The following is a 23197-nucleotide window of genomic DNA, read 5'->3' on the forward strand; positions in this document are numbered from 1 at the left end:
TCAGCGCGCCATGACCGAACTCCCAGCCGCCCTCGGCACCGACCGTCAGCACGTTGCCGTCGGTCTCGCCGTGGTGGACGCGGTTGGCCGGACCCAGGTCGACGCTGCGGTCGAGGTCGTAGCTGGTCTTGCTGTAGGACATCTGGCCGTTCACCCAGGCCGCGCCGCTGCGCCAGCCGACATAGCCGCCGAGCGTCGCGTCGCGCTGGTCGAATTCGCCGCCGCGGCGGCCCCAATCGAACGAGCTGCGGCCGAAGCCGGCGAAGCCGCCGTAGACGAGGCTGCCGGACTTCCAGTCGACGCCCGCGGTCAGCGCGGGGCCCGCGCCGTCGTACAGGTCGCCATGGCCGTAGCGCTGGAAATCGCCCCTCACGTTCGCCCACCAGCGCATGCCCTCGCCGTCCACCGTCGAACGGGCGGCGGTCTGGCCACCGACGATCTCGGCGCGGGCGCGGTTGGTGACCGACGTCGTGTGCGTCAGCAGCTGGACCTGGCGCGGGGCCTCGAGCACGGAGATCGCGTAGCCCGCGAGGATCGCCTGGCCGACCAGCGACGGATGGACGCCATCGGCGAACAGGTACGTGTACGGCGAGCTCGGATTCGCGTACGTGCCCGGGTTGCAGGTCAGCGACGACGCGGTGATCTGCGGGTTGCAGGCGGTGCCCGTGGTGTTGGTGATGCCGAACTGCGCCGGGCTCGCGATCACTTCGCCGAGCAGGTGGAACGTGTCGAGCGGGATCACGCGCAGGCCCGCGGTCGCGAGGCCGCCGAACAGCGCGGTGTTGTACTGCGTCGACAGCGTGGTGCCGATCGTCTGCACGGACGGACCCTGCGCGCGGAACGCCGGCGTCGAACCGATGTCCGGCAGCGTCGGCACGAGGATGTAGCGCGCGCCGGCGGTGGTCAGCTGGCTGACGATGCCGATCTGGCCGGTGACGGCCGAGGTGATGGTCGCCTGCGCGGGCGCACCGGCATTGGTGATCGCGAAGATGTCGTTCGCGCCGCCCCAGACGGTGTACAGCGCGTTCGCGTCGGCGCGACCGCCGTTCGCGGTCAGGTAGTTGTTGACCTGCGTCTGCAGCGACGGAATCGGCGCGGTGACGCCCGGCGCGAAGACCTGCGTGCCGTTCGTGCCGATGCGCGCGCCGCCGACCGCGTAGTTCGTGCCGCCCTGGTTGGACGGTGCCGCGTTCGTGCCGTAGAAGTCGGCCAGGTACTCGGCCCAGACCAGCGCCGGGTTGGTGGTGAAGCGGCCGAGGATGCCGGCCGAGGGACCCGCGACCTGCACCAGCGTCGGACGGAACGAGCCCGCATCGGTCAGCGAGTCGCCGAAGAAGATGGTCTGCGAATAGGTCTGCGCGAAGGCGGGCATCGCGGCAAGCGCGAGCGCGGCGGCCAGCACGGTACGGACAGGTTTCATGCGTTGCGTCCTTGAAAGCGTCGGGAAGCCACCGGGCGTACGCCGGCGGATGGCCGGCATCGAAGCATGTGAAGGGTTCGTTACGCAAGCGGCTTCAGGCAGGGTCCGACGCCCGGCGGGATGCGCCCCTGCGGGCATCGCGCGACAATCGCCGGATGGAAAATCCCCAGCGCGTCTTCCTGAACGGCCAGCCCCGCGAACTGCCGAGCGGCACGGACGTCCTCGCCCTGTTGGAGCAGGAAGGCCTGGCGACCCGCCGGGTCGCCGTCGAGGTCAATGGCGAAATCGTGCCCCGGGGCCGCCATGCCGGCCACCGGCTGGCCGAGGGCGACCGGGTCGAGATCGTCCACGCGCTCGGCGGCGGCTGAGCGCGGCGGATCGGGGACGGCCGGTCGATGCGATAATCCCGGCATGACCGATCCCGTTTCGAACGACCCGCTCGTCATCGCGGGCGTCTCCTATTCGTCCCGCCTGCTCACCGGCACGGGCAAGTTCGCCGACCTCGAGCAGACCCGCCTCGCGACCGAGGCCTCCGGCGCGCAGATCGTGACCGTCGCGATCCGCCGCACCAACATCGGGCAGAACCCGGGCGAGCCGAACCTGCTCGACGTGCTGCCGCCCGACCGCTACACGATCCTGCCCAACACGGCCGGCTGCTACACCGCCGACGACGCGGTGCGCACCTGCCGGCTCGCGCGCGAGCTGCTGGACGGCCACAAGCTGGTCAAGCTCGAGGTGCTGGGCGACGCCCGCACGCTCTATCCGGACGTGGTGGCGACGCTGAAGGCGGCCGAGACGCTGGTGGCCGACGGCTTCGACGTGATGGTCTACACCTCCGACGACCCGATCCTCTGCAAACGCCTTGAGGAAATCGGCTGCGTGGCGGTGATGCCGCTCGCCGCGCCGATCGGCTCGGGCCTCGGCATCCAGAACCGCTACAACCTGATCGAGATCGTCGAGCAGGCCTCGGTTCCCATCATCGTGGACGCCGGCGTCGGTACCGCCTCGGACGCGAGCATCGCGATGGAGCTCGGCTGCCACGGCGTGCTGATGAATACGGCGATCGCCGGCGCGCAGGATCCCGTGCTGATGGCGCATGCGATGAAGCTGGCGGTCGAGGCCGGACGCGCCGCGTTCCGCGCCGGCCGCATCCCGCGCAAGCGCTTCGCCAGCGCCTCGTCGCCGGTGGACGGGCTCATCGGCGGATGACGGCACCGCACGTCCCGCAGGCCAAGCCCTTTACCGTCGAGGCGGGCAACCGGCGCATCCGCAGCTTCGTGCTGCGGCAGGGTCGCTTCACCGAGGCGCAGCAGCGCGCCTTCGACGAGCTGTGGCCGCGGTACGGGCTCGACTACACCGGGGCGCCGCGCGATTTCGACGCGGCCTTCGGTCGGCATGCGCCGCGCATCCTCGAGATCGGCTTCGGCAACGGCGAAGCACTGCGGTTCGCGTCGGCGAACGATCCGGCCCGTGACTACGTGGGCATCGAGGTGCATGCACCGGGCGTCGGCCGTTTCCTCAACGCGCTGGCGGCGGACGGCACGACCAACGTTCGCGTCTACCACCACGATGGGGTGGAAGTGCTCGAGAACGAGATCGCCGATGCGTCGCTGCAGGAAGTGCGCATCTACTTCCCGGACCCGTGGCACAAGTCGAAGCACCACAAGCGCCGCCTGGTGCAGCCGGCCTTCGCGCAGCTGCTCGTGCGCAAGCTCGCGCCCGGCGGACTGCTGCACCTCGCCACCGACTGGGAAAACTACGCCGAGCACATGTGGGACGTGCTCGACGCGACGCCCGGCCTCGCCAATCGCGCCGGGCTGCGCGGGCAGGTGCCGCGTCCGGACTGGCGGCCCGATACGCATTTCGAGACGCGCGGGCTGAAGCTCGGCCACGGCGTCTGGGACCTGGTGTACGACCGCATCGGATGAGTGCGACCGTCGCCCTCGCCCGCCCCGCCGCCTCCGCGCATCGCGCGTGCGTGCGAGCCGGCTGAGCGATGGACGACACCGCCCTTCCGCTGACGCAGGACATGGTGCTGGTGCTGGCGATCACCGCCTTCACCATGCTGATGTTCCTGTTCGAGCGCATCCGCGCCGACGTCGTCGCCCTGGTGGTGCTGGTGCTGCTCGGCCTCACCGGCCTCGTCGACCCCGACGTGCTGTTCGGCGGCTTCTCGGGCAACGCCGTGATCTCGATCATCGCGACGATGATCCTGGGCGCCGGCCTCGACCGTACCGGCGCGCTGAACCGCCTCGCCGCCTGGCTGCTGCGTCGATCGCACGGCGACGAAAGACGACTTCTGCTGCTGACCACGGGCGTCGCCGGCCTCAACTCGGCCTTCATGCAGAACCCGTCGGTGATGGCGCTCTACATGCCCGTCGCCGCGCGCCTGTCGTCGCGCACCGGCCTGCCGCTGCCGAAGTTGCTGCTGCCGATCGCCGCGGCGATTCTCATGGGCGGCGGGCTCACGATGGTCGGCAACTCGCCGCTGATCCTGCTCAACGACCTTCTGGTCGCGGCGAACGCCAACCTGCCCGGCGGCGCGGCGACGCTCGAGCCGCTGCACATGTTCCGCCCGCTGCCGATCGGCCTCGCGCTGCTCGCCGCCTCGCTCGCCTACTTCCACTTCCGCGGCTCGCGCGAGCTCCCGGACGACGGCGCGAAAGGCGCGACGCCGGGCCGCACGGAGTCCTACTTCGCGCAGGCCTACGGCATCGAGGGCGACGTCTACGAACTCGAGGTCACCGAGGACAGTCCGCTGGCGGGCATGACGGTCATCGAGGTCGAGCAACTGCGCGGGGTGCCGATGGTGCTGGCGCTGATGTCAGGCGACGAGAGCCGCCTGTCGCCGCCCGCGGATTCGCGGCTGCAGGTGGGGAGCGTGCTCGGCGTGATGGGCCCGCGGCAGCAGGTCGTCGACTTCGCGCAGAACCGCTTCCTGCGCCTCAACACGCGCCTGCGCCACTTCGCCGACCTGTTCAATCCGGCGCGCGCGGGCATCTCGGAAGCCGTCGTCCCGGCGACGTCGCGCTGGATCGGCCGCACCGCAGGCGAACTGCAGCTGCGCCGCCGCTACGGGGTCTCGCTGCTGGCGATCAACCGCGACAAGCAGGTGCTGCGCGACAACGTGCGCGACACCGCGCTGCGCGCCGGCGACATGCTGGTGCTGCACAGCGTCTGGAGCGACCTCGGGCAGGTCTCCTCGACGCGCGACCTCGTGGTCGTCACCGACTACCCGAAGGCGAAGCAGCGGCCGCACAAGCTGCGCGCCGCGTTGGTGATCTTCACGGTCGCCATGCTGCTGGCGCTGTCGTCGCGCCTGCCGGTCTCGATCGCGCTGATGACGGGCGTGGCCGGCATGCTCATCGCGGGCGTGCTCGACATCGACGAGGCGTATGCCGCCATCAACTGGAAGACGGTCTTCCTGATGGCCTGCCTGATCCCGCTCGGCTGGGCGATGGATTCGAGCGGCGCCGCGGCCTGGCTCGCCGGGCACACCGTCGAGCGCCTGCCGGCCGGGACGCCGCCGTGGCTGCTGCAGGTGCTGGTCGCGCTGGGCACCACCGCGTTCTCGCTGGTGATCAGCCACGTCGGCGCGACGATCGTCGTCGTGCCCCTCGCGATCAACCTCGCGCTCGCGGCCGGCGGCGACCCGACCGCCTTCGCACTTACCGTCGCGCTGTCGGCGTCGAACAACTTCATGACCGCGTCCAATCCGGTCATCTCGATGATCAGCGGGCCGGCCGGCTACACCAGCCGCGACCTCTGGCGGATCGGCGGCCCGCTCTCGCTGATCTATTCGGTGGTCACGGTGGTGATGGTCAACCTGCTGTTCTGACCCCGGCCCGACCGTTCGTCGGCCGCGCCTCGGCCGATGTCGAAATCGTCGCGCCCCATTCGTCATCCCTCCTGAAGGCGCGGCGCTTTGCCGCCCACGGGAGAATCCGATGCGCGTCATGGTGATGGTCAAGGCCACCCCGTCCTCCGAGGCCGGCACGATGCCGAGCACCGAGCTGATGGAGGCGATGGGTCGCTTCAACGCGGAGCTGGTCAAGGCGGGCGTGATGCTCGCCGGCGAGGGATTGAAGCCGAGCGCCGCCGGGGCGCGCGTGCGCTTCTCGGGCGACGCCCGCAGCGTGCACGATGGTCCGTTCGCGGAGACGCGCGAGCTGGTCGCGGGGTTCTGGCTCTGGCAGGTGCGATCGATGGACGAGGCGATCGAATGGGTGCGCCGCTGCCCGAACCCGATGCCGGAAGACTCCGAGATCGAGATCCGCCCCGTCATGGAGCTCGAGGACTTCGGCGCGGAACTGACGCCCGGGCTTCGCGAGCAGGAAGCGCGCCTGCGCGACCGGCTGGCCGGGAACTGAGGAGGACGCCATGCAACTCATCGCCTACCTGCCCTTCGACGGCACCTGCGCCGAGGCCTTCGAGTTCTACCGCGAGGCCTTCGGCGGCGAGATCGTGTTCCGCATGACCGTCGGCGACTCGCCGATGGCCGCGGACATGCCGGCCGCGTCGCACGACCGGATCATGCACATCCACCTGCAGTCGGGCGGCGCGGCGCTGATGGGCGCCGACATGCAGGCCGGGTGCAGCGACGGCACGCCCGCCGGGGGCGCGACCACCTCCGTCAACGTGATGCTCGACAGCATCGAAGAGGCCGAGCGCGTCTGGGCGACACTGTCCCGGGGCGCCGAGATCCGCATGCCACTCGAGCCCACCTTCTGGGCCACGCGTTTCGGCATGCTCGTCGACCGATACGGCAAGGCCTGGATGGTCAACGGGCCGGCCCTCCATGGAGCCAACGCATGAAACATCCGCTCTATCTCAACCTGCCCACCGTCGACGTCGCGCGTACCCGCCGCTTCGTCGAAGCGCTGGACCTCGATGTCGATCCGCAATTCACCGGCGAGCACGCCGTATGCGTGCAGCTCAACGAAGGCACGCGGCTGATGTTCCTGGCGCGCCAGCTGTTCCAGTCGTTCACCACCAAACCGGCCGGCGACCCGATGGCGTCGACGCAGCACTTCCTCACCCTCTCGTTCGAGTCGCGCGACGCCGTGGACGATTTCCATCGACGCGCGGTCGAGGCCGGCGCCACGACCGAACACGATGCGGAAGAGTCCGAGTCGATGTACCAGCGCGCCTTCAACGACCCGGACGGCCACCAGTGGGGCCTGTTCTGGATGGACGCGTCGAACATGCCGCCCGCGCCATGACTCCATGACGGAGGCGGTCGCGCGCCTGCTCGACACGCTGTGGCGAATGGAATCGCCGCGGCTCGTCGCGCGCGCCGCGCGGATGACGGGCGACGTCGGCACCGCCGAGGAACTGGTGCAGGACGTGCTCCTTCAGGCGCTGCAGCGCTGGCCCGCGGACGGACTGCCGGACAACCCGGCCGCGTGGCTCGCGACGGCGGTGCGCAACCGCGCGCTCGACCACCTGCGCCAACGCGCACTGCACGGCGAGCGCCAGCGCGAGTACGCGATCGAACGCGAAATCCACGACCCCTCCCGGGAGAGCGAGGCCGCCATGCGCGCGGACGAGGACGACCTCGGCGACGACCTGCTGCGGCTAATGTTCGTCGCCTGCCACCCGGTACTGCCGGTCGACGCGCGCATTGCCCTCACCCTGCGGCTGCTCGGCGGCCTCACCGTCGAGGAGATCGCACGCGCCTTCCTCACGCGCGAGGCGACGATCTTGCAGCGCATCGTGCGCGCGAAGCGCACGCTGCGCGAGGCGGGCGTGCCGTTCGAGGTGCCGCGGCGCGAGGCGCTCGCCGAGCGGCTCGACGCCGTGCTGCAGGTGATCTACCTCGTCTACAACGAAGGCTATTCGGCGACGTCGGGCGACGACCTCGTGCGCCCGGCGCTCTGCGAGGACGCGATGCGCCTGGGCCGCGTGGTCGCCGGCCTGCTGCCGCTCGAGGCGGAGGTGCACGGGCTGCTCGCGCTGATGGAGCTGCAGGCGTCAAGGCTGCGCGCGCGCACCGACGCCGCCGGCAATGCGGTGCTGTTGCCCGACCAGGATCGCGGCCGGTGGGATCGCACGCTGATCCGGCATGGGCTCGCCGCACTGGACCGCGCGCGGTCGCTCGGCGGCGATGGACCCTATGCCCTGCAGGCCTCGATCGCCGCCTGTCACGCCACCGCGCCCACCGCCGCCGCGACGGACTGGCCGCGGATCGTCGCCCTGTATGCGCGACTGGCGGCGATCACCGGTTCCCCGGTCGTCGAGCTGAACCGCGCGGTCGCCGAATCGATGGCGACGGGCCCCGACGTCGCCCTGCAGCGCGTGGATCGGCTCGTCGAGGACGGCGCACTCGACGGCTTCGCGCCACTGCCGGCCGTGCGCGGGGACCTGCTCGAGCGGCTCGGCCGCCGCGCGGAAGCCCGCGTCGAATTCGAGCGCGCCGCCGCGCTCACGCGCAACGCACCCGAGCGTCGCGTGCTGCTCGAGCGCGCGGCCCGTTGCGCGGGCGCGTGACAGGCGGCCCGGCTTGCCGCAGCCTTGGCGGGTCGCCGAACGGACCTCCGCCATGCGGTTCATGCTGCTGATCTACATCGATCGCGAACGCCTCGCCGCCGTCCCGGAGGCCGAGTTCGATGCGGACATGCGCGACTGCCTCGCGAAAGTGGACGCGCTGCGCGACGAGGGCCGCGTGCTGGATTCTCAGCAACTCGAGCCCGCCGCGAGCGCGCGTACGCTGCGCCACCGCGACGGTGCCGCGCGCGTCAGCGACGGCCCGTTCGCGGAGACGCGCGAGTTCCTCGCAGGCTTCAACCTGGTCGAAGCGGCGGACGCCGACGAGGCGATGCGCATCGCGCAATCGATGCCCTGGTCGCGGTTCGGCGCGATCGAAGTGCGGCCGGTACGCGACCTGGACGGCGTGCGTCGACGCGTGGGTGCCGCACCGCGCTGAAGCGTCGGGCCGGCGCCGCCAACGGGGTATTGCCCCATCAGGACGGTGGTTGACGGTCTTGCGAACGCCCCTCTCGGACCCGGATCGAGAGGCGCGCACTTGAGCGTGCGCCGCGCCTCAAGCGCCCAGGCGGACCTCGTCGCCGTCGACGATCAGCGCGACGCGACGCAAGGAATCCCCGCGGCACGGCCCGGCCACGCACTCCCCCGCCGGCATCGCGAACGACGCGCCATGGGCGGCGCAGACGAGGTGGCCTTCGCGGCTGAGAAGGAACTTGCCGGGCGCCCAGTCGAGGCGCCGGCCGGCATGCGGGCAGACGTTGAGGAACGCGTCGACCCGGTCGCCGCGGCGCAGGACGATCAGCGACTCGGGCCCGCCGTCGATCTCCGCCTCGACCTCCGCCGGCTGCCCCTCGGGCAATGCGGAAAGCTTCGCGATCACGCCGTCCATCTCTTAACGAGTCCCTCACACAGTCCGTGGAGCAGCGCCGGATACTCCGTCGCTCGCAGTTCCCGGTCAGTGTCGCATGCGCCTGCATACCCTGTTCCGCCTTTCCGACGTCCTCGGTCGCTTCGATCGTCCGCTCCGCGGCGCCGCGCGCGCGGTTCTCGAGCCACGCAAGCCGCGCCATCGCGTGCTGCGTGCGGCGCTCGCGTTGGCGGGCCTCGTCGTGCTCGGACTGCTCGTCGTGGCCGCGCTGGCGATCGGCACCGTGCTGATCCTCGGCAGCCTCGGCTGGCGTCTGCTGCGTCCGCGCGGCGCCGCCGCACCGGCCCGCTCGCGCGTGCTTGACGGCGCGTACCGCGTGGTCCCGCGCCCGATGCTCTCGCGCTGAGCATGGGCGACGTCGTTCCGGCGCCCGCGCCCGTCCGTATTCCCGTCGAGGGAACGTCCGACCACTTTCCCGTCCGCCGCATCTACTGCGTGGGCCGCAACTTCGCCGACCACGCCCGCGAGATGGGCGCGGCGGTGGCCGCCTCGAAGGCCGAGCGCGGCACGCCGGTGTTCTTCCTGAAACCGGCCGATGCGATCGTCCTCGACGGCCGCGTGCCGTACCCGCCCGGCACGTCGGACCTGCACCACGAGGTCGAACTGGTGGTCGCGCTCGGCGCCGACGCCCCGCCCGGCGAGCTCGATCCGTCCGATGCGCTGCGCCTCGTCTTCGCCTACGGCATCGGGCTCGACCTCACCCGCCGCGATCTGCAGGCGAACGCGAAGGCGAAGGGCCTGCCGTGGGATACGGGCAAGGCATTCGACCATTCCGCGCCGGTGAGCTCGCTGGTGCCGGCCGCACGCGTCGGCGACTACGCCGCGCGGGCGATCTCGCTCGACGTGAACGGCCAGCGGCGCCAGCACAGCGGGCTCGACGACCTCGTCTGGAACGTCGAGGAGATCCTGCACGAGCTGTCGAAGCTCTATGCGCTGAAGGCGGGCGACCTCGTCTTCATGGGCACGCCCGCGGGCGTCGCCGCGCTGCAGCCCGGCGATGCCTTCCACGCGACCCTCGATGGCGTCGTCGCACTCGACGGCCACATCCTTCCTCCTGACCCCGGGGCCGAGCGATGGCGCTGATCCGCGAATTCAAGGCCTTCATCGCGCGAGGCAACGTCGTCGACCTCGCGGTCGGCGTCGTCATCGGCGCGGCGTTCGGCAAGATCGTGAGCGCGCTGGTGGACGGCGTGGTCATGCCGCTGCTCGCGATGGCGACCGGCGGCATCCGCGTCGACCAGTGGAAGGCGGTGCTGAAACCCGCCGTGCACGATGCCGCGGGCGCGGTCGCGTCGCCCGAAATCGCGCTGCGCTACGGCAGCGTGCTGCAGTCCACGATCGACTTCCTGATCGTCGCGCTGGTGATCTTCCTCGTGCTGCGCGCGTACAACCGCCTGCGAGCCCCGGTCGAGGCGGCACCGGCCGCGCCGGCCGAAGACGTCGTCCTGCTGCGTGAGATCCGCGATCTTCTGGGCGGTCGCACCATCGGACCATGACCTCCGCCATACCCGCCGCGATGCGTCCGGTTGCTAAGCTCCGGGAGTTTTCAAGACGGGATATCGAGGCATGCGCAACCGGCTGATCGTGGCGGCACTCACCCTGGCCCTCGCCACTTCGGCAGGCGCCGCGCCCGCGCCGAAGCCGGTCCGGATCCCCGACGCCGCGGTCGCGCAGGCGACGGCGCTGCGGGAACAGGCGCTCTCCAGCGACCTTGCGTACCGCATCACCGAATCGCTGACGACGGAAGTCGGCCCGCGCATGGCGGGCAGCGAGGGGGATGTGCGCGCCGTGGCCTGGGCGCAGGCGAAGTTCAAGTCGCTCGGCTACGACCGCGTCTGGACCGAGCCGGTGACCTTCCCGAAATGGGAGCGCCGCAGCGAATCGGGTTCGATCCTCGGCGCGCATGCGCAGCCGCTGCGCCTCACCGCGCTGGGCGGCAGCCCCGGCGGCACGGTCGAGGGCGAAGTCGTGCGCTTCACCGACCTGGCCACCCTCGAAGCACTGCCGGCCGGCGCCCTCGCGGGCAAGATCGCCTTCATCGACTTCCAGATGCTGCCCAAGCGCGGCGGCGACGACTATGCCGTCGGCTCCCGCATCCGTTCGCGCGGCCCGACCACCGCGGCGACCAAGGGCGCGATCGGCTACGTCATGCATTCCGCGGGCACGGATTCGCACCGCATCCCGCACACCGGCATCACCCGCTTCGATCCGGGCGTCACGCCGATCCCGGCAGCCGCCCTGTCGGCGCCCGACGCGCAGCAGCTGTCGCGCCTGGTCGCGGCGGGCCCGCAGCGCCTGCGCCTCGCGCTCGACTGCGGCTGGAACGGCGAGGCGACCTCCTACAACGTCATCGGCGAGATCCGCGGGCGTTCGAAGCCCGACGAGGTCGTGCTGATCGGCGGCCACCTCGACTCATGGGACCTCGGCACGGGCGCGATCGACGACGGTGCGGGCGTCGGCATCACGATGGCCGCGGGCGCGATGATCGGCAAGCTCAAGCAGCGCCCGGCGCGCACGATCCGGGTGGTCGCGTTCGCGAACGAGGAACAGGGCCTGCACGGCGGTCGCGCCTACGCGGCGAAGCACCTGCCGCAGCTCGCGAAGCATCAGGTCGGCGCCGAGAGCGACTTCGGCGCGGACCGCATCTACGGCTACTCGAGCTCGCTGCCGGCGAATGCACGCGAGGCCGACGAGCAGATCCTGCAGGCGCTCGCGCCGCTGGGCATCGCGCGGCTCGAATCGGGCGGCGGCGAAGGGCCGGGCCCGGACATCGGACCGTTCGCCCAGCAGGGCCTCGCCTGGGCCTCGCTCGCGCAGGACGGGACGCGCTATTTCGACCTGCACCACACACCGGACGACACCTTCGACAAGATCGACCCCGCCGCGATCCAGCAGAACGCGGCCGCTTACGCGGTGTTCGCGTATCTCGCCGCCTCCGCCGACGGCAGCTTCGGCAGCGCTCCGAAACCCGCCGCCGAAACGACCGGCCACTGAGGCCCCGCGCGAACGGTCCAGCGCCTAGACTCGGCGCCATGGCACAGCGCTACGACGAATACGGCAGCGTCCCGGTCGATCCCGTCACCGGGATCTACCGGCTCGGCGCGAACGGCCCCAGCCTGGCGACCGCGATCGCCGCCGCCGCGGCGACGCGTCGCAAGGTCGCGCTTTTGCACATCGACGTCGACATGTTCGGCTCGATCAACACCAACATGGGCGAGACGGTCGGCGACCAGGTGCTCGCCGCGGTCGCGCAGCGGCTGCGCAATGCGATGCCCGCCGATGCCTGGCTGTGGCGCCGCGGCACCGACGAGTTCATCGCCGGCATCGGCTACCGCGAGGGCGAGATGGACGGCGAGTCGCTGGCGGAGCGGCTGCGCGACGCCTTCGAGGTGCCGCTCTCCATTCCGCCCTACACGCTGCCGATCACCCTCTCGATCGGCATCGCCGTATTCCCCGACCATGCGCAGAACGCGGCGGCGCTATTGGCGACGGCGGAGCATGCACTGCGGCATGCGAAGCAGACCGGCCTCGACAACGTGGGCCTGTACTCCGGGCGCCCGGACCGCGGGCCGATCAACGACGGCTTCGCGCAGCGCTTCGCCGACGCCTTCGATCGCGACGAGTTCCGGCTGTTCTTCCAGCCGTTCGTGAACGGCCAGGACGGCTCGCTCGCCGGCTTCTCGGCACTGCTGCGCTGGAATTCGGAAGGCAACGGCCTTCTGCGCCCGAACCGGTTCCTGGACATCGTCGAGCGCGTCGGCCTCTCGGCGCGACTGGGCTCGTGGGTGGTCGAAGCGGCCGCACGGCAGCTCGCGCAGTGGCGCGACGAGGGCATCGACTACCTCACCATCTCGATGCACCTGCCCACGACGCTGCTCGCGCAGCCCGATTGCCGTGATCGCATCGGCGAGTTGCTGCATCGACTGAACCTGCCGGGCAATGCACTGGAATTCGAGGTGCCGGAAAACGCGCTGTCGCTCGACGCGCGCCACACCTACGAGACGCTGGTCGGCCTGCGCGAGCTCGGTGCGACGCTCACGGTGCAGGACTTCGGGCTCGGCGGACTGTCGTTCGCGGCGCTCGCCCAGTATCCGCTCGACCGCCTGAAGATCGACCGCAGCTTCATCCGCAACGTCACGAGCGACACCCGGTCGGCGGCCATCGTGCGCGGCATCATCGCGATGGGCCATCGCCTCGACATGAAGGTCTGCGCGAAGGGCGTCGAGAGCGAGGCCGAGCTCGGCTTCCTGCGCCGCAACCATTGCGACTTCTTCCAGGGCTACATCTTCAGCGCCCCGCAACCGGCCGAAGGCCTCGGCGAGCTGATCCGCAAGCGCTTCCTGCTGCCCGAGGCGTTCGCCCAGACGCGCCCGGAGCGCACGCTGCTGCTGCTCGACGACGAGGAGAACGTGCTGCGCTCGCTGGTGCGCCTGTTCCGTCGCGACGGCTACCAGATCCTCACCGCGAATTCGGTTCGCGAAGCCTTCGACCTGCTCGCCAGCAACCGCGTGCAGGTGATCGTCTCCGACCAGCGCATGCCGGACATGAGCGGCACCGAGTTCCTCGCCCGCGTGCGCGACCTGTATCCCGACACGGTGCGCATGGTGCTGTCGGGCTACACCGACCTCGCCACGATCACCGAGGCGATCAACCACGGCGCGATCTACCGGTTCCTCACCAAGCCGTGGAACGACGACGAGCTCCGCGAGCATGTACGCGAGGCCTTCCGTGCGCACGAGCGGCGCGCGGCGGGCGAGGAAGTGGGCTTCTAGCCCGCGGCGGCGTCACTCGCGCCAGAGGCGATGGATCGAGGGCTGCAGGCCGGGATAGCGCCGCTGCGGAATGCCTTCGACGATCGCGTGCTCGGCCCGGCACGTGTCCCGTCGCGGGTAGGCCAACGCCGGTGCGCTGTCGGCCTGCATCACTACCCGAACGTCGGGGTGCTTGGCATCGGCGCCGCGGCGGACCACCACCGCGATCTCGCGGCTGGCCAGACGCACGAGCGCACCGGGCGGATACATGCCGATCTCGCGTACGAAGGCATGGGCCAGTCGCTCGTCGACCGAGCGGCTGCGCGCCACGAAGATGTCGCGCAGCGCCTCCCGGCTCAGCACCGCGTCGCGGTACGCGCGTGGACGCACCATCGCGCTGAAGGTGTCGACGATCCCGAGCATGCGGCCCGCGAGCGATATCTCGTCGGCCGCGAGCGCACGCGGATAGCCGCTGCCGTCGACCCGCTCGTGGTGCTCATGCACCGCGCGGAGCCAGATGTCATCGGACACATCCGCATCGCGCAGCAGGTGGTGGGTCTCGTCGACGTGCGCGTCCACGGCTCGACGCTGCTCCGGCGTCAACGGGCTGCTCTGGTGGTTGAGCACGCGCGCCACCGGCGTCAGCGCGACGTCGTAGGTGAGCGCGGCCGCGATGATGGACAGGCGCTCGCGGGCATCGAGCCCCAGCGCGGTCGCGAAGACGCGGATCAGCACGCCCGCATGCACGAGTCGCGCGGCGAGGCCGTCTTCGCTGGCATCGAGGTGCATCGACGCCAGCGCGGCGTCCGCATCGCGCGCGGCGAGGTCGTCGAGTTGCGCCGCCATGCGCGTGATCGCCGCCGCGAAGCCGCCCGTGGTGCGCGTCAGCAGCTGGTTGTGCAGCATCTGCAGGCGCGTGGCCAGGTCGCGCACGGCGTCGAAGACCGGGGTATCGGCGAGCCGGAGCGGCGGCAAGGGCGCGGCGGTGCCGCGCGCGGCACCGATCGCGCGGTCGTCGGCCGCCACCATGAAGCCGCGCGCGACCAGGCGGTCGCGCTGCTGCTCGCTGCCGACGACCATTCCGCGGTTCAGCAGCAGCGTGCCGGATGCGTCATGGATGGCGAAGCGCAAGGGCTCGCCGAGCACGATGTCGCCTGAAGATCCCGGCCTCATTCGCTCCCTTCTGCACGCGACGACGTCCGGCGTCGCGGCCGGGCGGTCCGGGTGGGGGCGCCCGGTCACCGGGTTATCGGCGGCAACGCTGTCTGGTTCAGTCGACGCCGACGCCGTTCGTCGCCGCGAGGCTCACTCGGCGCGCGAGGCGGTCGGCTGCCGCACCGGCAGCACCACGCGGAAGGTGGTGCCCTGCCCGACCGTGCTCTGCACTTCGATCCGGCCGTGGTGCTTCTCGATAATGCGATAGGAGATCGCGAGGCCGAGGCCGGTGCCGCGGCCGATCGGCTTGGTGGTGAAGAACGGATCGAAGATGCGGCCGAGCGTCTCCTCGGGAATCCCACAGCCCGAGTCGGCGATGCTCACCCAGGCCTCGCCGCTCTCCTCGCCGCAGGCGAGCGTGATCGTGCCGCGCTCGGCGATCGCCTGGCCGGCGTTGATCAGCAGGTTCATGAAGACCTGGTTGATCTCCGACGGCAGGCATTCCACCAGCGGCATCTCGCCATAGATCTTCTCGAGCTTGACCTTGTACTTGAGGTCGTTCCACACGATGTTGAGCGTGGATTCGAGGCCCTTGACGAGGTCGGACGGCCGCATCGTCTCGTTGCGGCCGACGTGCGAGAACTCCTTGAGGTCCTGCACGATCCGGGTGACGCGCTCGATGCCCTCGCGTGACTCGTCGAGGAGCTGCGGCAGGTCGCCGAGGATGAAATCGATGTCGAGCCGCTGGCGCTGCGAGCGGATCTCCTCGCGATGCGCGGCCGGGTCGGGGGCGGCGACCGCGGCGGAATAGGCCTCGAGCATGCCGAACAGCGAGCCCATGTATTCGCGCAACGTGCCGAGGTTGCTGTGCACGTAGCCGATCGGATTGTTGATCTCGTGCGCGACGCCCGCGGCCAGCTGGCCGATCGACGCCATCTTCTCGGACTGGAGCAGTTGTTCCTGCGCGCCGGCGAGCGAACGGTAGGCGCGCTCGAGCTCGTCGTGCCGCTGCTGAAGTTCACGCTCGCGCGCGGACCGTGCGGAGACGTCGGTGAACGCGACGAAACGCAGCCCGTCGTTGTCGCCCATGCCGCAGAAGGTCTCGACCGCGAGCACGAGGTCGGCGCGGACGCCGGCGTCGCGGCGCGAATGACCCTGCACGCAGGCGATCGCCCAGTCGCCCTCGTTGACGAGGTCGAGCAGGCGACGGGCGGCTTCGGATTCGGTCAGCGACGGGTCGAGGCGCGCGCCGAGGCGGTGCGCGCTGGCATTCGAATAGGCGACATGGCCGTCGGCGTCGAGCAGCAGCACCGCCATCGGGGCGACGTCCGCCGCCCAGCGCATCTGCGCGCTCCAGTGGGGTACCGCGGTCGGATTCGACGGCTCGTTCTCGCTCATCCCACGCCCAGGCATCGCGACTGCGGGCGCATGCCCGCCTGACCCCCGGCATCGTACACGCCGGAGCTCTCGACGCGGCCCAGGTGGCGCAGCGCCCACGACACTTCACGACGACGGCGCGACAGCAGGATGCCGTTCGCGCGGTTGAGCTCGGCGAGCGCCATCACGCGCTCGGCCTCGGCATGGCCCGGTGCGACCGTCTCGGCGCGACGCAGCGCGACGAGCTTCGCCTGCGTCGACTGCACGAGCGCTTCCGCGTCGTTGTCGAGCAATGCACGCCTCTCCTCCTGCAACGCCCGTTCGAGCGCATCGAGCGCTTCGCCCGCCTGCGCGGGCGACGTTGCGGTCATGGACAGGGCGTGCATCGGGTCATCCCCTCATCTGGCGCTCGAGTGCGACGAGACGATTCGCGATTTCCTGCGGATCGACCCGGTAGGTGCCGTCGGCCAGGGCGGCGCGCACGGCGCTCACCTTCGCCATGTCCATCGGCGCGGACTGGCCCAGCTGCGACTCCAACGCGGCCTGCAGGCCGGTGGCTTCGCCGGTCAGGCGTACGCTGTCGACGGCCGGGGACGCGACGACGGCAGCGGAACGATCGGTGCCGGCGCGCGCCACGGCGGGCGACGCGGCGGACTCCAGGGCACGGGCCGGGGGCGGGCTCAGGCCATCGATCTTGGTGGTCATGACGAACTCCGGGGATTGCGCGGTCAGGGCCGGTATCGGCGACCGCCCGCCGGACTTGAGGCCCCGTCCGCAGTTCGTCGGAATCGGTTCAGACGAACGGTCACTGCAGCACCTCGACCACCCCGTCCGCCACCAGCCGCCCGCGCACGATCCGCTTGGAGGCCAGGTTTTCCACCGCGACGACCGCGCCGCCCAAGGCGTTCCCCAACGCCCGGCCCCCGGTCCGCACCTCGATGCCCCCGGCGCGCGAGACGATGACCACCGGATCCCCACGCTTCAGCGTCCCGGCGCCGTCCGCGAGATCCCCCGCGCTGACCACGGCCCCCGCCGGCAGCGCGCGACGCGGGATCCGCCCGGCGACCTGCCCGGGGTCGGCCATCCCCACGGCCGCGCCTCCCGCCACGTCGCGCCGTTGCACCGCCAGCTGCCCGGCCTCGATCGCCACCCCGACCCGCGCCGGCGCGGTGAGCACCACCACGTCCGCCTCGCGACGCACGCGTGCCGGCACGGTCAGGCGCCAGCCGCCAGCGTCGGGGCAGCGCACCTCGGCCATCCGCGGCCCGAGCACGGTGCCCTGCAGCGGCTGCGTGCAAGCCGGCATGCGGACCGCGGTGTCCACGCGGGCTTCGACCTGCGCCCCGTTACCGCCGAGTGCGGCCTCGGCCGCCTTCAGGATGTCCGCCACGGGGGTCGTGCCGTCCGCCGCGCGCGCTGCCTGCGCGACCAGCACGGCGGCCACGAACATCGCCATGACGACGTAGCGCTGGAGCATCGGGAGCAAGGCGGACCGTCTCATGCCTGCTCCTAGGCAATCGCCGTGCCGCGGCGCGCTGCGCGCCGCCTCAAGGAAGGCCCGGCCACGCCGACAACGCGGGCATGAGCCGCGACCTCCTCGACCGCATCGACCAACGCACGCGCCTGGCCGGCCACAACCGGCTGGCGCTCCTGCTCTTCCGGCTGGGCTCGCGTCAGCTTTTTGGCGTGAACGTCTTCAAGGTGCAGGAAGTGATTCCGCGCCCGCCGCTGTTCACCCTGCCGCAGCTGCCGCCGGCCTTCAGCGGCGCGGCCGACGTCCGCGGACGCACGGTGCCCGTGCTGGACCTCGCCCGCGCGGTCGGCCATGCCTCGCCGCCCGGTACGCCCGAGGCGCCCTACCTCGTCGTGACCGAGTTCAACCGGACCGTGCAGGGCTTCCTCGTGGCCGGCGTCGAACGCATCGTCAACATCGCGGTGGAGGACATCCACCCGCCGCCGGACCTGGGTGGCGAATGCCATTACCTCACCGGCGTGACGCGCTTCCACGGCGAGCTGATCCAGCTGCTGGACGTGGAAAGCGTGCTCGCCGAATGCGCCCCGCGCGTCACCGACACCGGCGGCCTGCAGCCGCTCGCCATCAGCGGCGACGTCCCGCGCGAGGTGCTCGTGGTGGACGACTCGCGCGTGGCGCGCAACCAGATCCGCCAGCTGCTCGACCAGCTCGGCCTCGGGGCGACCCTGCTGTCCGACGGCCGCCAGGCGCTCGAGCACCTGCAGCAGATGGCCGAGGGCGGGCTGGCCCCGACCCAGCGCTATGCGATGGTCATTTCGGACATCGAGATGCCGGCGATGGACGGCTACACGCTCACGACGGAAATCCGGCGGAACCCCGCCCTGCGCGGCCTGCACGTGCTGCTCCACACCTCGCTCTCGGGCGTGTTCAACCACGCGATGGTGGAGCGCGTGGGCGCCGACGACTTCGTTCCGAAGTATTCGGAGCGCGAGCTGGCGTCGCGGATCGAGCACCGGATCATGACGCTGCAGAAGCGCGCGGCAGCGTGAGGCGCGCCGTCGCTCTGTAATGGTGGCGGCGTCGCCGTCCGGCTGCGCTCGAGGTAAGCGATTGAAATAGAAGGCCCAGACGCCTTCGCGCACCGTAGCAACGGTGCCGCGCTCGCGGTTCGCTTCCCGCGACGACGGGAGCGACGTCGCCGGGCGCATCCGCGGACGAAACGCCCCGCACGGCGACCGCTGGGCCCGACCGACGGGACGCCCGATCCCCGCCGCTGGCACACCCCTTGCCTAAGTCCCTCCGACATCCCGCCCCCGGAGGGGCCATGGCCAACGACTCGTTCCTCGGCATCCACGGCACCGCCCTCGCCCTGCGCGAGCAGCGGCTGCAGCTGCTGTCGGCCAACATCGCCAACGCGGACACTCCGGGCTTCCGCGCCCAGGACCTCGATTTCGCCCAGGCGCTGAACACCGCGATGGATCCGGCCGCGGCCGCCACCGGCGATGCGATCGGCGCCGCCGCGCAGGCCGCACGCTTCGATGCACCCACCTCGCAGCCCAGCCTCGACGGCAACACCGTCGACGGCGAGCGCGCGAAGGCCGCATTCGCGCAGGCGTCGCTCGAATACCGCGCCTCGCTCAACTTCATCGAATCGAAGGTGCGCACGATGCTCACCGCGATCACCGGGCAGTGAGGGCTGACGCATGAGCAACCTGCCCATCTTCGACGTCGCCGGCAGCGCGATGACCGCGCAGCAGGTCCGCCTGTCGACGGTCGCCTCCAACCTCGCCAATGCCGACTCCATTTCGGGTTCGGCGGCGGACACGTTCCGCGCCAAGCTGCCCGTGTTCGAGGCGACGCCCGTCGAGGGCGATCCCGCGCTCGCCGGCGTCAAGGTGCAGACCGTCACCGAATCCACCGCGGCGCCGCTCAAGCGCTACGAGCCCGGCAATCCGCTCGCCGACGACAAGGGCTACGTCTACGCGCCCGACATCGATCCGGTGGCGCAGATGGTCGACATGATCTCCGCGTCGCGCAGCTACCAGGCGAACGTCGAGGTCTTCAACACCGCGAAGGAGCTCGCGGTGGCCACCCTCAACATGGGCCGCTGAGGCCCGGGGACGCATTCGCCATGACCACCGTCAGCTCCGCCACCGACGCGCTGTCGCAGTACACCGTCGCCGGCACCACCAAGAAAAAGGAACTCGGCCAGGCGGATTTCCTGCGCCTGATGACCGAACAGCTCAAGAACCAGGATCCGCTCAAGCCGCTCGAAGGCACGCAGATGCTGGGCCAGCTCGCGCAGTTCTCCACCGTGCAGGGCATCACCGGCATGCAGCAGGCGCTCGGCGCCGTCGCCAACGTGATGGAGTCCGACCAGACGCTCCGCGCGGCCTCGCTGGTCGGGCACAACGCGCTCGTCGACACCGATACCGTGCAGCTGCAGGCGGGCACCGGCATGAACGGTGAAGTCGTCGCCGCCGGCGCCGGCGTCATCAACATCGAGATCGTCGACGCGAGCGGCCAGGTGGTCGATCGCGTGCCCGTCGAGGCCGCGGGCGCCGGCAATGTCGCCTGGGCCTGGGACGGCAAGACCGCCAACGGCAGCGTCGCGCCGGCCGGCACGTACACCATCCGCGCGACTACCGGCACCGGCACGTCGACGCAGGCGCTGTCGACCCGCATCGCCTCGCGCGTGGAAAGCGTCTCGATCGAGGCCAGCGGCCTCGTGCTCAACCTCGCCGGCATCGGCCCGCAACCGCTTTCGGCCGTGCGCCGCATCGGCTGATTCCCAAGTCGCACGCATTCCAGGAGTGAACCCATGAGCTTCCGTGTTTCCCTGAGTGGCATGAACGCGGCGCAGGCCGACCTCAACGTCACGTCCAACAACATCGCCAATTCGAATACGACGGGCTTCAAGCAGTCGCGCGCCGAGTTCGCGGACGTCTACCCCACCAGCGCCTACGGCCTGTCGAAGAACACTGTCGGCGCCGGCGTGCGGCTGCAACGCGTGGCGCAGCAGTTCTCGCAGGGCACTGTCGAGAACACCGGCAAGGCGCTCGACCTCGCGATCAACGGCAAGGGCTTCTTCACCCTGTCGACGGGCGGCTCCACGGTCTATTCACGCGCCGGCAACTTCGGCACCGACAAGGACGGATTCATCGTCAATCCGTCGGGCCAGCGCCTTCAGGTCTACATGCCGAGCGCCAGCGGCACCGGCTTCGACACGGGCCGCATGAGCGACCTGCAGCTGCAGTCGGGCGACTCCGCGCCGCTCGCGACGTCGAAGATCTCCGTCGGCACCAACCTGCCCGGCAACGCGACCGCGCCGGTCACCGCGACGTTCGATCCGACCGACCCGACCTCGTACAACTACACCACGTCAGCGACGGTCTACGACTCGCTCGGCGCGCCGCACAGCCAGTCGATCTACTTCGTCAAGACCGCCACCGCCAACCAGTGGGAAGCGCGCACCTACATCGACGGCACCGCCGTCGGCGGCGCGCAGACGCTGCAGTACTCCGACAAGGGCCTGCTGACCTCGCCCTCGCCCGGCACGGTGGCGCTGCCGGCGTACACGCCGACGACCGGCGCGGCGGCGATGACGATCACGATGGACCTATCGAACTCCACGCAGTACGGCAATGCGTTCAGCGTCTCGGCGCTCACGCAGGACGGCCACACCACGGGCCGGCTCACCGGCATCGAGGTCTCGGCGGAGGGCATCGTGCAGGCGCGCTACACCAACGGCGTCTCGACCGCGCTCGGCCAGGTGGTGATGACCAACTTCGCGAATCCGCAGGGCATGCAGCCGCTCGGCGACAACGGCTGGGCCGAGACGGCCGAGTCGGGCCAGCCGCTGCGCGGCGTTGCCGGCAGCTCGGAATTCGGCAACGTGCAGGGCGGCGCGCTCGAGTCCTCGAACGTCGACCTCACCGAACAGCTCGTCAGCATGATCACCGCGCAGCGCAACTTCCAGGCGAACGCGCAGATGATCACCACGCAGGACCAGATCACGCAGACGGTGATCAACATCCGCTGAGCAGGATCCCGTGGGAGGGGTGGAGCCGGTCGTTCCGCGAGGAGCGGCCGGTTTCTTTTTGCGGTCCTGAATGGCGGCGGGAAGCGAGTGGAACGGCTCTTGCCTGAGAGGGTGACCGGCCACCAGGCCGACCCGTCCGGCCCGACCGATGATCGACAAGTCGCTCTACATCGCCATGACCGGCGCCAGCGCCTCGCTGCGCGCCCAGGCCAGCGTGGCGCAGAACCTCGCCAATGCCGACACGGTCGGCTTCCAGCAGCAGCTGGTCGCCACCAAGGCGTCGCCGGTGCTCGGCGAAGGCCTGTCCTCGCGCGTGGCGGCGATGCCGGTGATGGCCGGCGTGAGCGGCGCGGCCGGGCAGATGATCCAGACGGGCAACGAGCTCGACGTGGCGCTGCATCCCGACCGCTGGCTCGCCGTGCAGGCCAAGGACGGCTCGACCGCCTACACCCGCGCCGGCGACCTCAAGCTCACCGAGAACGGCCTGCTCACCACGGCGAACGGCCTGCCCGTGCTCGACGCCGGCGGCGCCCCGCTCTCCATTCCGCCCTACCAGACGCTCACGATCGCCGCCGACGGCACGATCTCGATCGTGCCGCAGGGCCAGCCGGCGTCGACGATCACCGAATCCGGCCGAATCAAGGTCGTCGCCGCGCGCACCGCCGATCTCGTGCGTGGCGAGGACGGGCTGATGCGCGCCAGGCCCGGCACCGAAGAGCCGGTGCAGGTCGCGGGCGCCTCGCTGGTCAGCGGCGCCGTCGAGGGCAGCAACGTGAACCCGACCGACATGCTCGTGTCGATGATCCAGTACAGCCGCCAGTTCGAGATGCAGGTACGCGTCTTGCAAAGCGGTGACGAGAACGCCCGCAGCGGCAATTCGCTCCTCTCCTCGAAGTAATCCCGGCATCGCACAGGAACCACCGTCATGACCCAGGCACTTTGGATCGCCAAGACCGGCCTCGACGCGCAGCAGACGCGCATGTCGGTGATCTCCAACAACCTCGCGAACGTCAACACGGCGGGCTTCAAGCGCGACCGTGCGAACTTCGAGGACCTGCTCTACCAGACCGTGCGCCAGCCGGGCGGCTCCACGTCCGAGCAGACGCAGCTTCCCACGGGCCTGCAGATCGGCACCGGCGTGCGCGTGGCGGCCACCGCGAAGAACTTCTCGCAGGGCAACCTTTCGAACACGGGCAACGCACTCGACGTGGCGGTGAACGGCCGCGGCTTCTTCGAAGTGCTGATGCCCGACGGCTCGTCGGCTTACACGCGCGACGGCTCCTTCCAAGTCAACGCGCAGGGCGAGCTCGTCACCAACCAGGGCTATCCGGTGCAGCCGGGCCTGCAGCTGCCGCAGGGCACGCAGAGCGTGACCATCGGTGCCGACGGCACCGTGACCGCGCAGGTGCAGGGCCAGGCCGAATCGGTGCAGGTGGGCTCGCTCACGCTGGTCGACTTCGTCAATCCCGCCGGCCTGCAGGCCAAGGCCGCAAGCCGCATCCCCGCGCCAGGCACCGCGTGGCTGAGCCGCAGCGGCGCCGACGCGCTCGACGCACGCATCGGC

General features: G+C 70.7%; 28 protein-coding genes. 21 read left to right on the plus strand and 7 right to left on the minus strand.

What is annotated here, in order from left to right:
- On the minus strand, window positions 1-1420 hold a 1420-nt coding region (locus ACY35P_RS11335; protein WP_462115941.1), incomplete at its 3' end, for an SGNH/GDSL hydrolase family protein.
- Between the two features lie 155 nt (window positions 1421-1575).
- Between ACY35P_RS11335 and thiS the strand changes: the two genes are divergently transcribed.
- The 9 genes from thiS (at window position 1576) to ACY35P_RS11380 (ending at window position 8345) form a co-directional block, all read left to right on the plus strand.
- Window positions 1576-1788 (plus strand): sulfur carrier protein ThiS, encoded by a 213-nt coding sequence (gene thiS, locus ACY35P_RS11340; protein ID WP_462115942.1) that lies wholly within the window; start codon window positions 1576-1578, stop codon window positions 1786-1788.
- Window positions 1789-1831: 43 nt separating this feature from the next.
- Window positions 1832-2629, plus strand: coding sequence for a thiazole synthase (locus tag ACY35P_RS11345; protein ID WP_462115943.1), 798 nt, complete (start codon window positions 1832-1834; stop codon window positions 2627-2629).
- Window positions 2626-3348: a tRNA (guanosine(46)-N7)-methyltransferase TrmB gene (gene trmB / locus ACY35P_RS11350; protein WP_462115944.1), complete on the plus strand. Its 723-nt coding sequence runs from the start codon at window positions 2626-2628 to the stop codon at window positions 3346-3348. Before ACY35P_RS11345 ends, trmB begins: the two co-directional genes overlap by 4 nt.
- Window positions 3349-3416: 68 nt before the next feature.
- Window positions 3417-5258, plus strand: coding sequence for an SLC13 family permease (locus tag ACY35P_RS11355; protein WP_462115945.1), 1842 nt, complete (start codon window positions 3417-3419; stop codon window positions 5256-5258).
- A gap of 109 nt (window positions 5259-5367) precedes the next feature.
- The gene (locus ACY35P_RS11360; protein ID WP_462115946.1) at window positions 5368-5790 is read left to right on the plus strand and encodes a YciI family protein; all 423 of its coding nucleotides are present in this window, start codon (window positions 5368-5370) and stop codon (window positions 5788-5790) included.
- Between the two features lie 10 nt (window positions 5791-5800).
- Complete coding sequence (locus tag ACY35P_RS11365) at window positions 5801-6235, plus strand: VOC family protein (RefSeq protein ID WP_462115947.1); 435 nt, start codon at window positions 5801-5803, stop codon at window positions 6233-6235.
- Window positions 6232-6642 carry a VOC family protein gene (locus ACY35P_RS11370; RefSeq protein WP_462115948.1) on the plus strand — a complete coding sequence of 137 codons (411 nt, stop codon included), beginning with the start codon at window positions 6232-6234 and terminating at the stop codon, window positions 6640-6642. The genes ACY35P_RS11365 and ACY35P_RS11370 overlap by 4 nt, the downstream gene beginning before the upstream one ends.
- 4 nt (window positions 6643-6646) lie before the next feature.
- Window positions 6647-7909, plus strand: coding sequence for an RNA polymerase sigma factor (locus tag ACY35P_RS11375; RefSeq protein ID WP_462115949.1), 1263 nt, complete (start codon window positions 6647-6649; stop codon window positions 7907-7909).
- 52 nt (window positions 7910-7961) lie between these two features.
- Window positions 7962-8345: a YciI family protein gene (locus tag ACY35P_RS11380; RefSeq protein WP_462115950.1), complete on the plus strand. Its 384-nt coding sequence runs from the start codon at window positions 7962-7964 to the stop codon at window positions 8343-8345.
- Window positions 8346-8462: 117 nt separating this feature from the next.
- Here the strand turns inward: ACY35P_RS11380 and ACY35P_RS11385 are convergent, their stop codons facing one another.
- Window positions 8463-8795, minus strand: a complete 333-nt coding sequence (locus ACY35P_RS11385; protein ID WP_462115951.1) for a Rieske (2Fe-2S) protein — start codon at window positions 8793-8795, stop codon at window positions 8463-8465.
- A gap of 76 nt (window positions 8796-8871) precedes the next feature.
- Between ACY35P_RS11385 and ACY35P_RS11390 the strand changes: the two genes are divergently transcribed.
- The 5 genes from ACY35P_RS11390 (at window position 8872) to ACY35P_RS11410 (ending at window position 13606) form a co-directional block, all read left to right on the plus strand.
- Window positions 8872-9180, plus strand: coding sequence for a hypothetical protein (locus tag ACY35P_RS11390; protein WP_462115952.1), 309 nt, complete (start codon window positions 8872-8874; stop codon window positions 9178-9180).
- A gap of 2 nt (window positions 9181-9182) precedes the next feature.
- Window positions 9183-9917 (plus strand): fumarylacetoacetate hydrolase family protein, encoded by a 735-nt coding sequence (locus ACY35P_RS11395; protein ID WP_462115953.1) that lies wholly within the window; start codon window positions 9183-9185, stop codon window positions 9915-9917.
- Window positions 9908-10330, plus strand: a complete 423-nt coding sequence (mscL, locus tag ACY35P_RS11400) for a large-conductance mechanosensitive channel protein MscL (RefSeq protein WP_462115954.1) — start codon at window positions 9908-9910, stop codon at window positions 10328-10330. Before ACY35P_RS11395 ends, mscL begins: the two co-directional genes overlap by 10 nt.
- 70 nt (window positions 10331-10400) lie before the next feature.
- Window positions 10401-11828 carry a M28 family peptidase gene (locus ACY35P_RS11405; RefSeq protein ID WP_462115955.1) on the plus strand — a complete coding sequence of 476 codons (1428 nt, stop codon included), beginning with the start codon at window positions 10401-10403 and terminating at the stop codon, window positions 11826-11828.
- 38 nt (window positions 11829-11866) lie between these two features.
- Window positions 11867-13606: an EAL domain-containing protein gene (locus tag ACY35P_RS11410; RefSeq protein ID WP_462115956.1), complete on the plus strand. Its 1740-nt coding sequence runs from the start codon at window positions 11867-11869 to the stop codon at window positions 13604-13606.
- Window positions 13607-13618: 12 nt separating this feature from the next.
- Here the strand turns inward: ACY35P_RS11410 and ACY35P_RS11415 are convergent, their stop codons facing one another.
- The 5 genes from ACY35P_RS11415 to flgA form a co-directional block, all read right to left on the minus strand.
- Window positions 13619-14758, minus strand: coding sequence for an HD-GYP domain-containing protein (locus ACY35P_RS11415; protein WP_462115957.1), 1140 nt, complete (start codon window positions 14756-14758; stop codon window positions 13619-13621).
- A gap of 132 nt (window positions 14759-14890) precedes the next feature.
- Window positions 14891-16138, minus strand: coding sequence for an ATP-binding protein (locus ACY35P_RS11420; protein WP_462115958.1), 1248 nt, complete (start codon window positions 16136-16138; stop codon window positions 14891-14893).
- Entirely contained in the window at window positions 16135-16503 is a 369-nt protein-coding gene (locus tag ACY35P_RS11425) for a flagellar protein FlgN (RefSeq protein WP_462115959.1), read from the minus strand. The genes ACY35P_RS11420 and ACY35P_RS11425 overlap by 4 nt, the downstream gene beginning before the upstream one ends.
- Before the next feature lie 4 nt (window positions 16504-16507).
- Window positions 16508-16822, minus strand: a complete 315-nt coding sequence (gene flgM / locus ACY35P_RS11430) for a flagellar biosynthesis anti-sigma factor FlgM (protein WP_462115960.1) — start codon at window positions 16820-16822, stop codon at window positions 16508-16510.
- Window positions 16823-16922: 100 nt separating this feature from the next.
- A complete protein-coding gene (gene flgA, locus ACY35P_RS11435; RefSeq protein WP_462115961.1) occupies window positions 16923-17618 on the minus strand; it encodes a flagellar basal body P-ring formation chaperone FlgA in 696 nt (231 codons plus the stop codon).
- A gap of 80 nt (window positions 17619-17698) precedes the next feature.
- Here flgA and ACY35P_RS11440 point away from each other — a divergent pair, with 80 nt between their 5' ends.
- From ACY35P_RS11440 to flgG, 7 genes are all read left to right on the plus strand, one after another.
- Window positions 17699-18640 (plus strand): chemotaxis protein CheV, encoded by a 942-nt coding sequence (locus ACY35P_RS11440; protein ID WP_462115962.1) that lies wholly within the window; start codon window positions 17699-17701, stop codon window positions 18638-18640.
- Between the two features lie 275 nt (window positions 18641-18915).
- A complete protein-coding gene (flgB, locus tag ACY35P_RS11445) occupies window positions 18916-19284 on the plus strand; it encodes a flagellar basal body rod protein FlgB (RefSeq protein WP_462115963.1) in 369 nt (122 codons plus the stop codon).
- A 10-nt stretch (window positions 19285-19294) separates the two neighbouring features.
- Window positions 19295-19702, plus strand: a complete 408-nt coding sequence (gene flgC, locus ACY35P_RS11450; RefSeq protein WP_462115964.1) for a flagellar basal body rod protein FlgC — start codon at window positions 19295-19297, stop codon at window positions 19700-19702.
- A 20-nt stretch (window positions 19703-19722) separates the two neighbouring features.
- Window positions 19723-20379: a flagellar hook assembly protein FlgD gene (locus ACY35P_RS11455; protein WP_462115965.1), complete on the plus strand. Its 657-nt coding sequence runs from the start codon at window positions 19723-19725 to the stop codon at window positions 20377-20379.
- A 33-nt stretch (window positions 20380-20412) separates the two neighbouring features.
- Window positions 20413-21633, plus strand: coding sequence for a flagellar hook protein FlgE (gene flgE, locus ACY35P_RS11460; RefSeq protein WP_462115966.1), 1221 nt, complete (start codon window positions 20413-20415; stop codon window positions 21631-21633).
- 151 nt (window positions 21634-21784) lie between these two features.
- Window positions 21785-22531, plus strand: a complete 747-nt coding sequence (locus tag ACY35P_RS11465; RefSeq protein WP_462115968.1) for a flagellar basal body rod protein FlgF — start codon at window positions 21785-21787, stop codon at window positions 22529-22531.
- A gap of 27 nt (window positions 22532-22558) precedes the next feature.
- Window positions 22559-23197, plus strand: a 639-nt coding sequence (flgG, locus tag ACY35P_RS11470) for a flagellar basal-body rod protein FlgG (RefSeq protein WP_462115967.1), incomplete at its 3' end; no start/stop codon positions are given.

Source organism: Lysobacter xanthus, assembly GCF_047159895.1.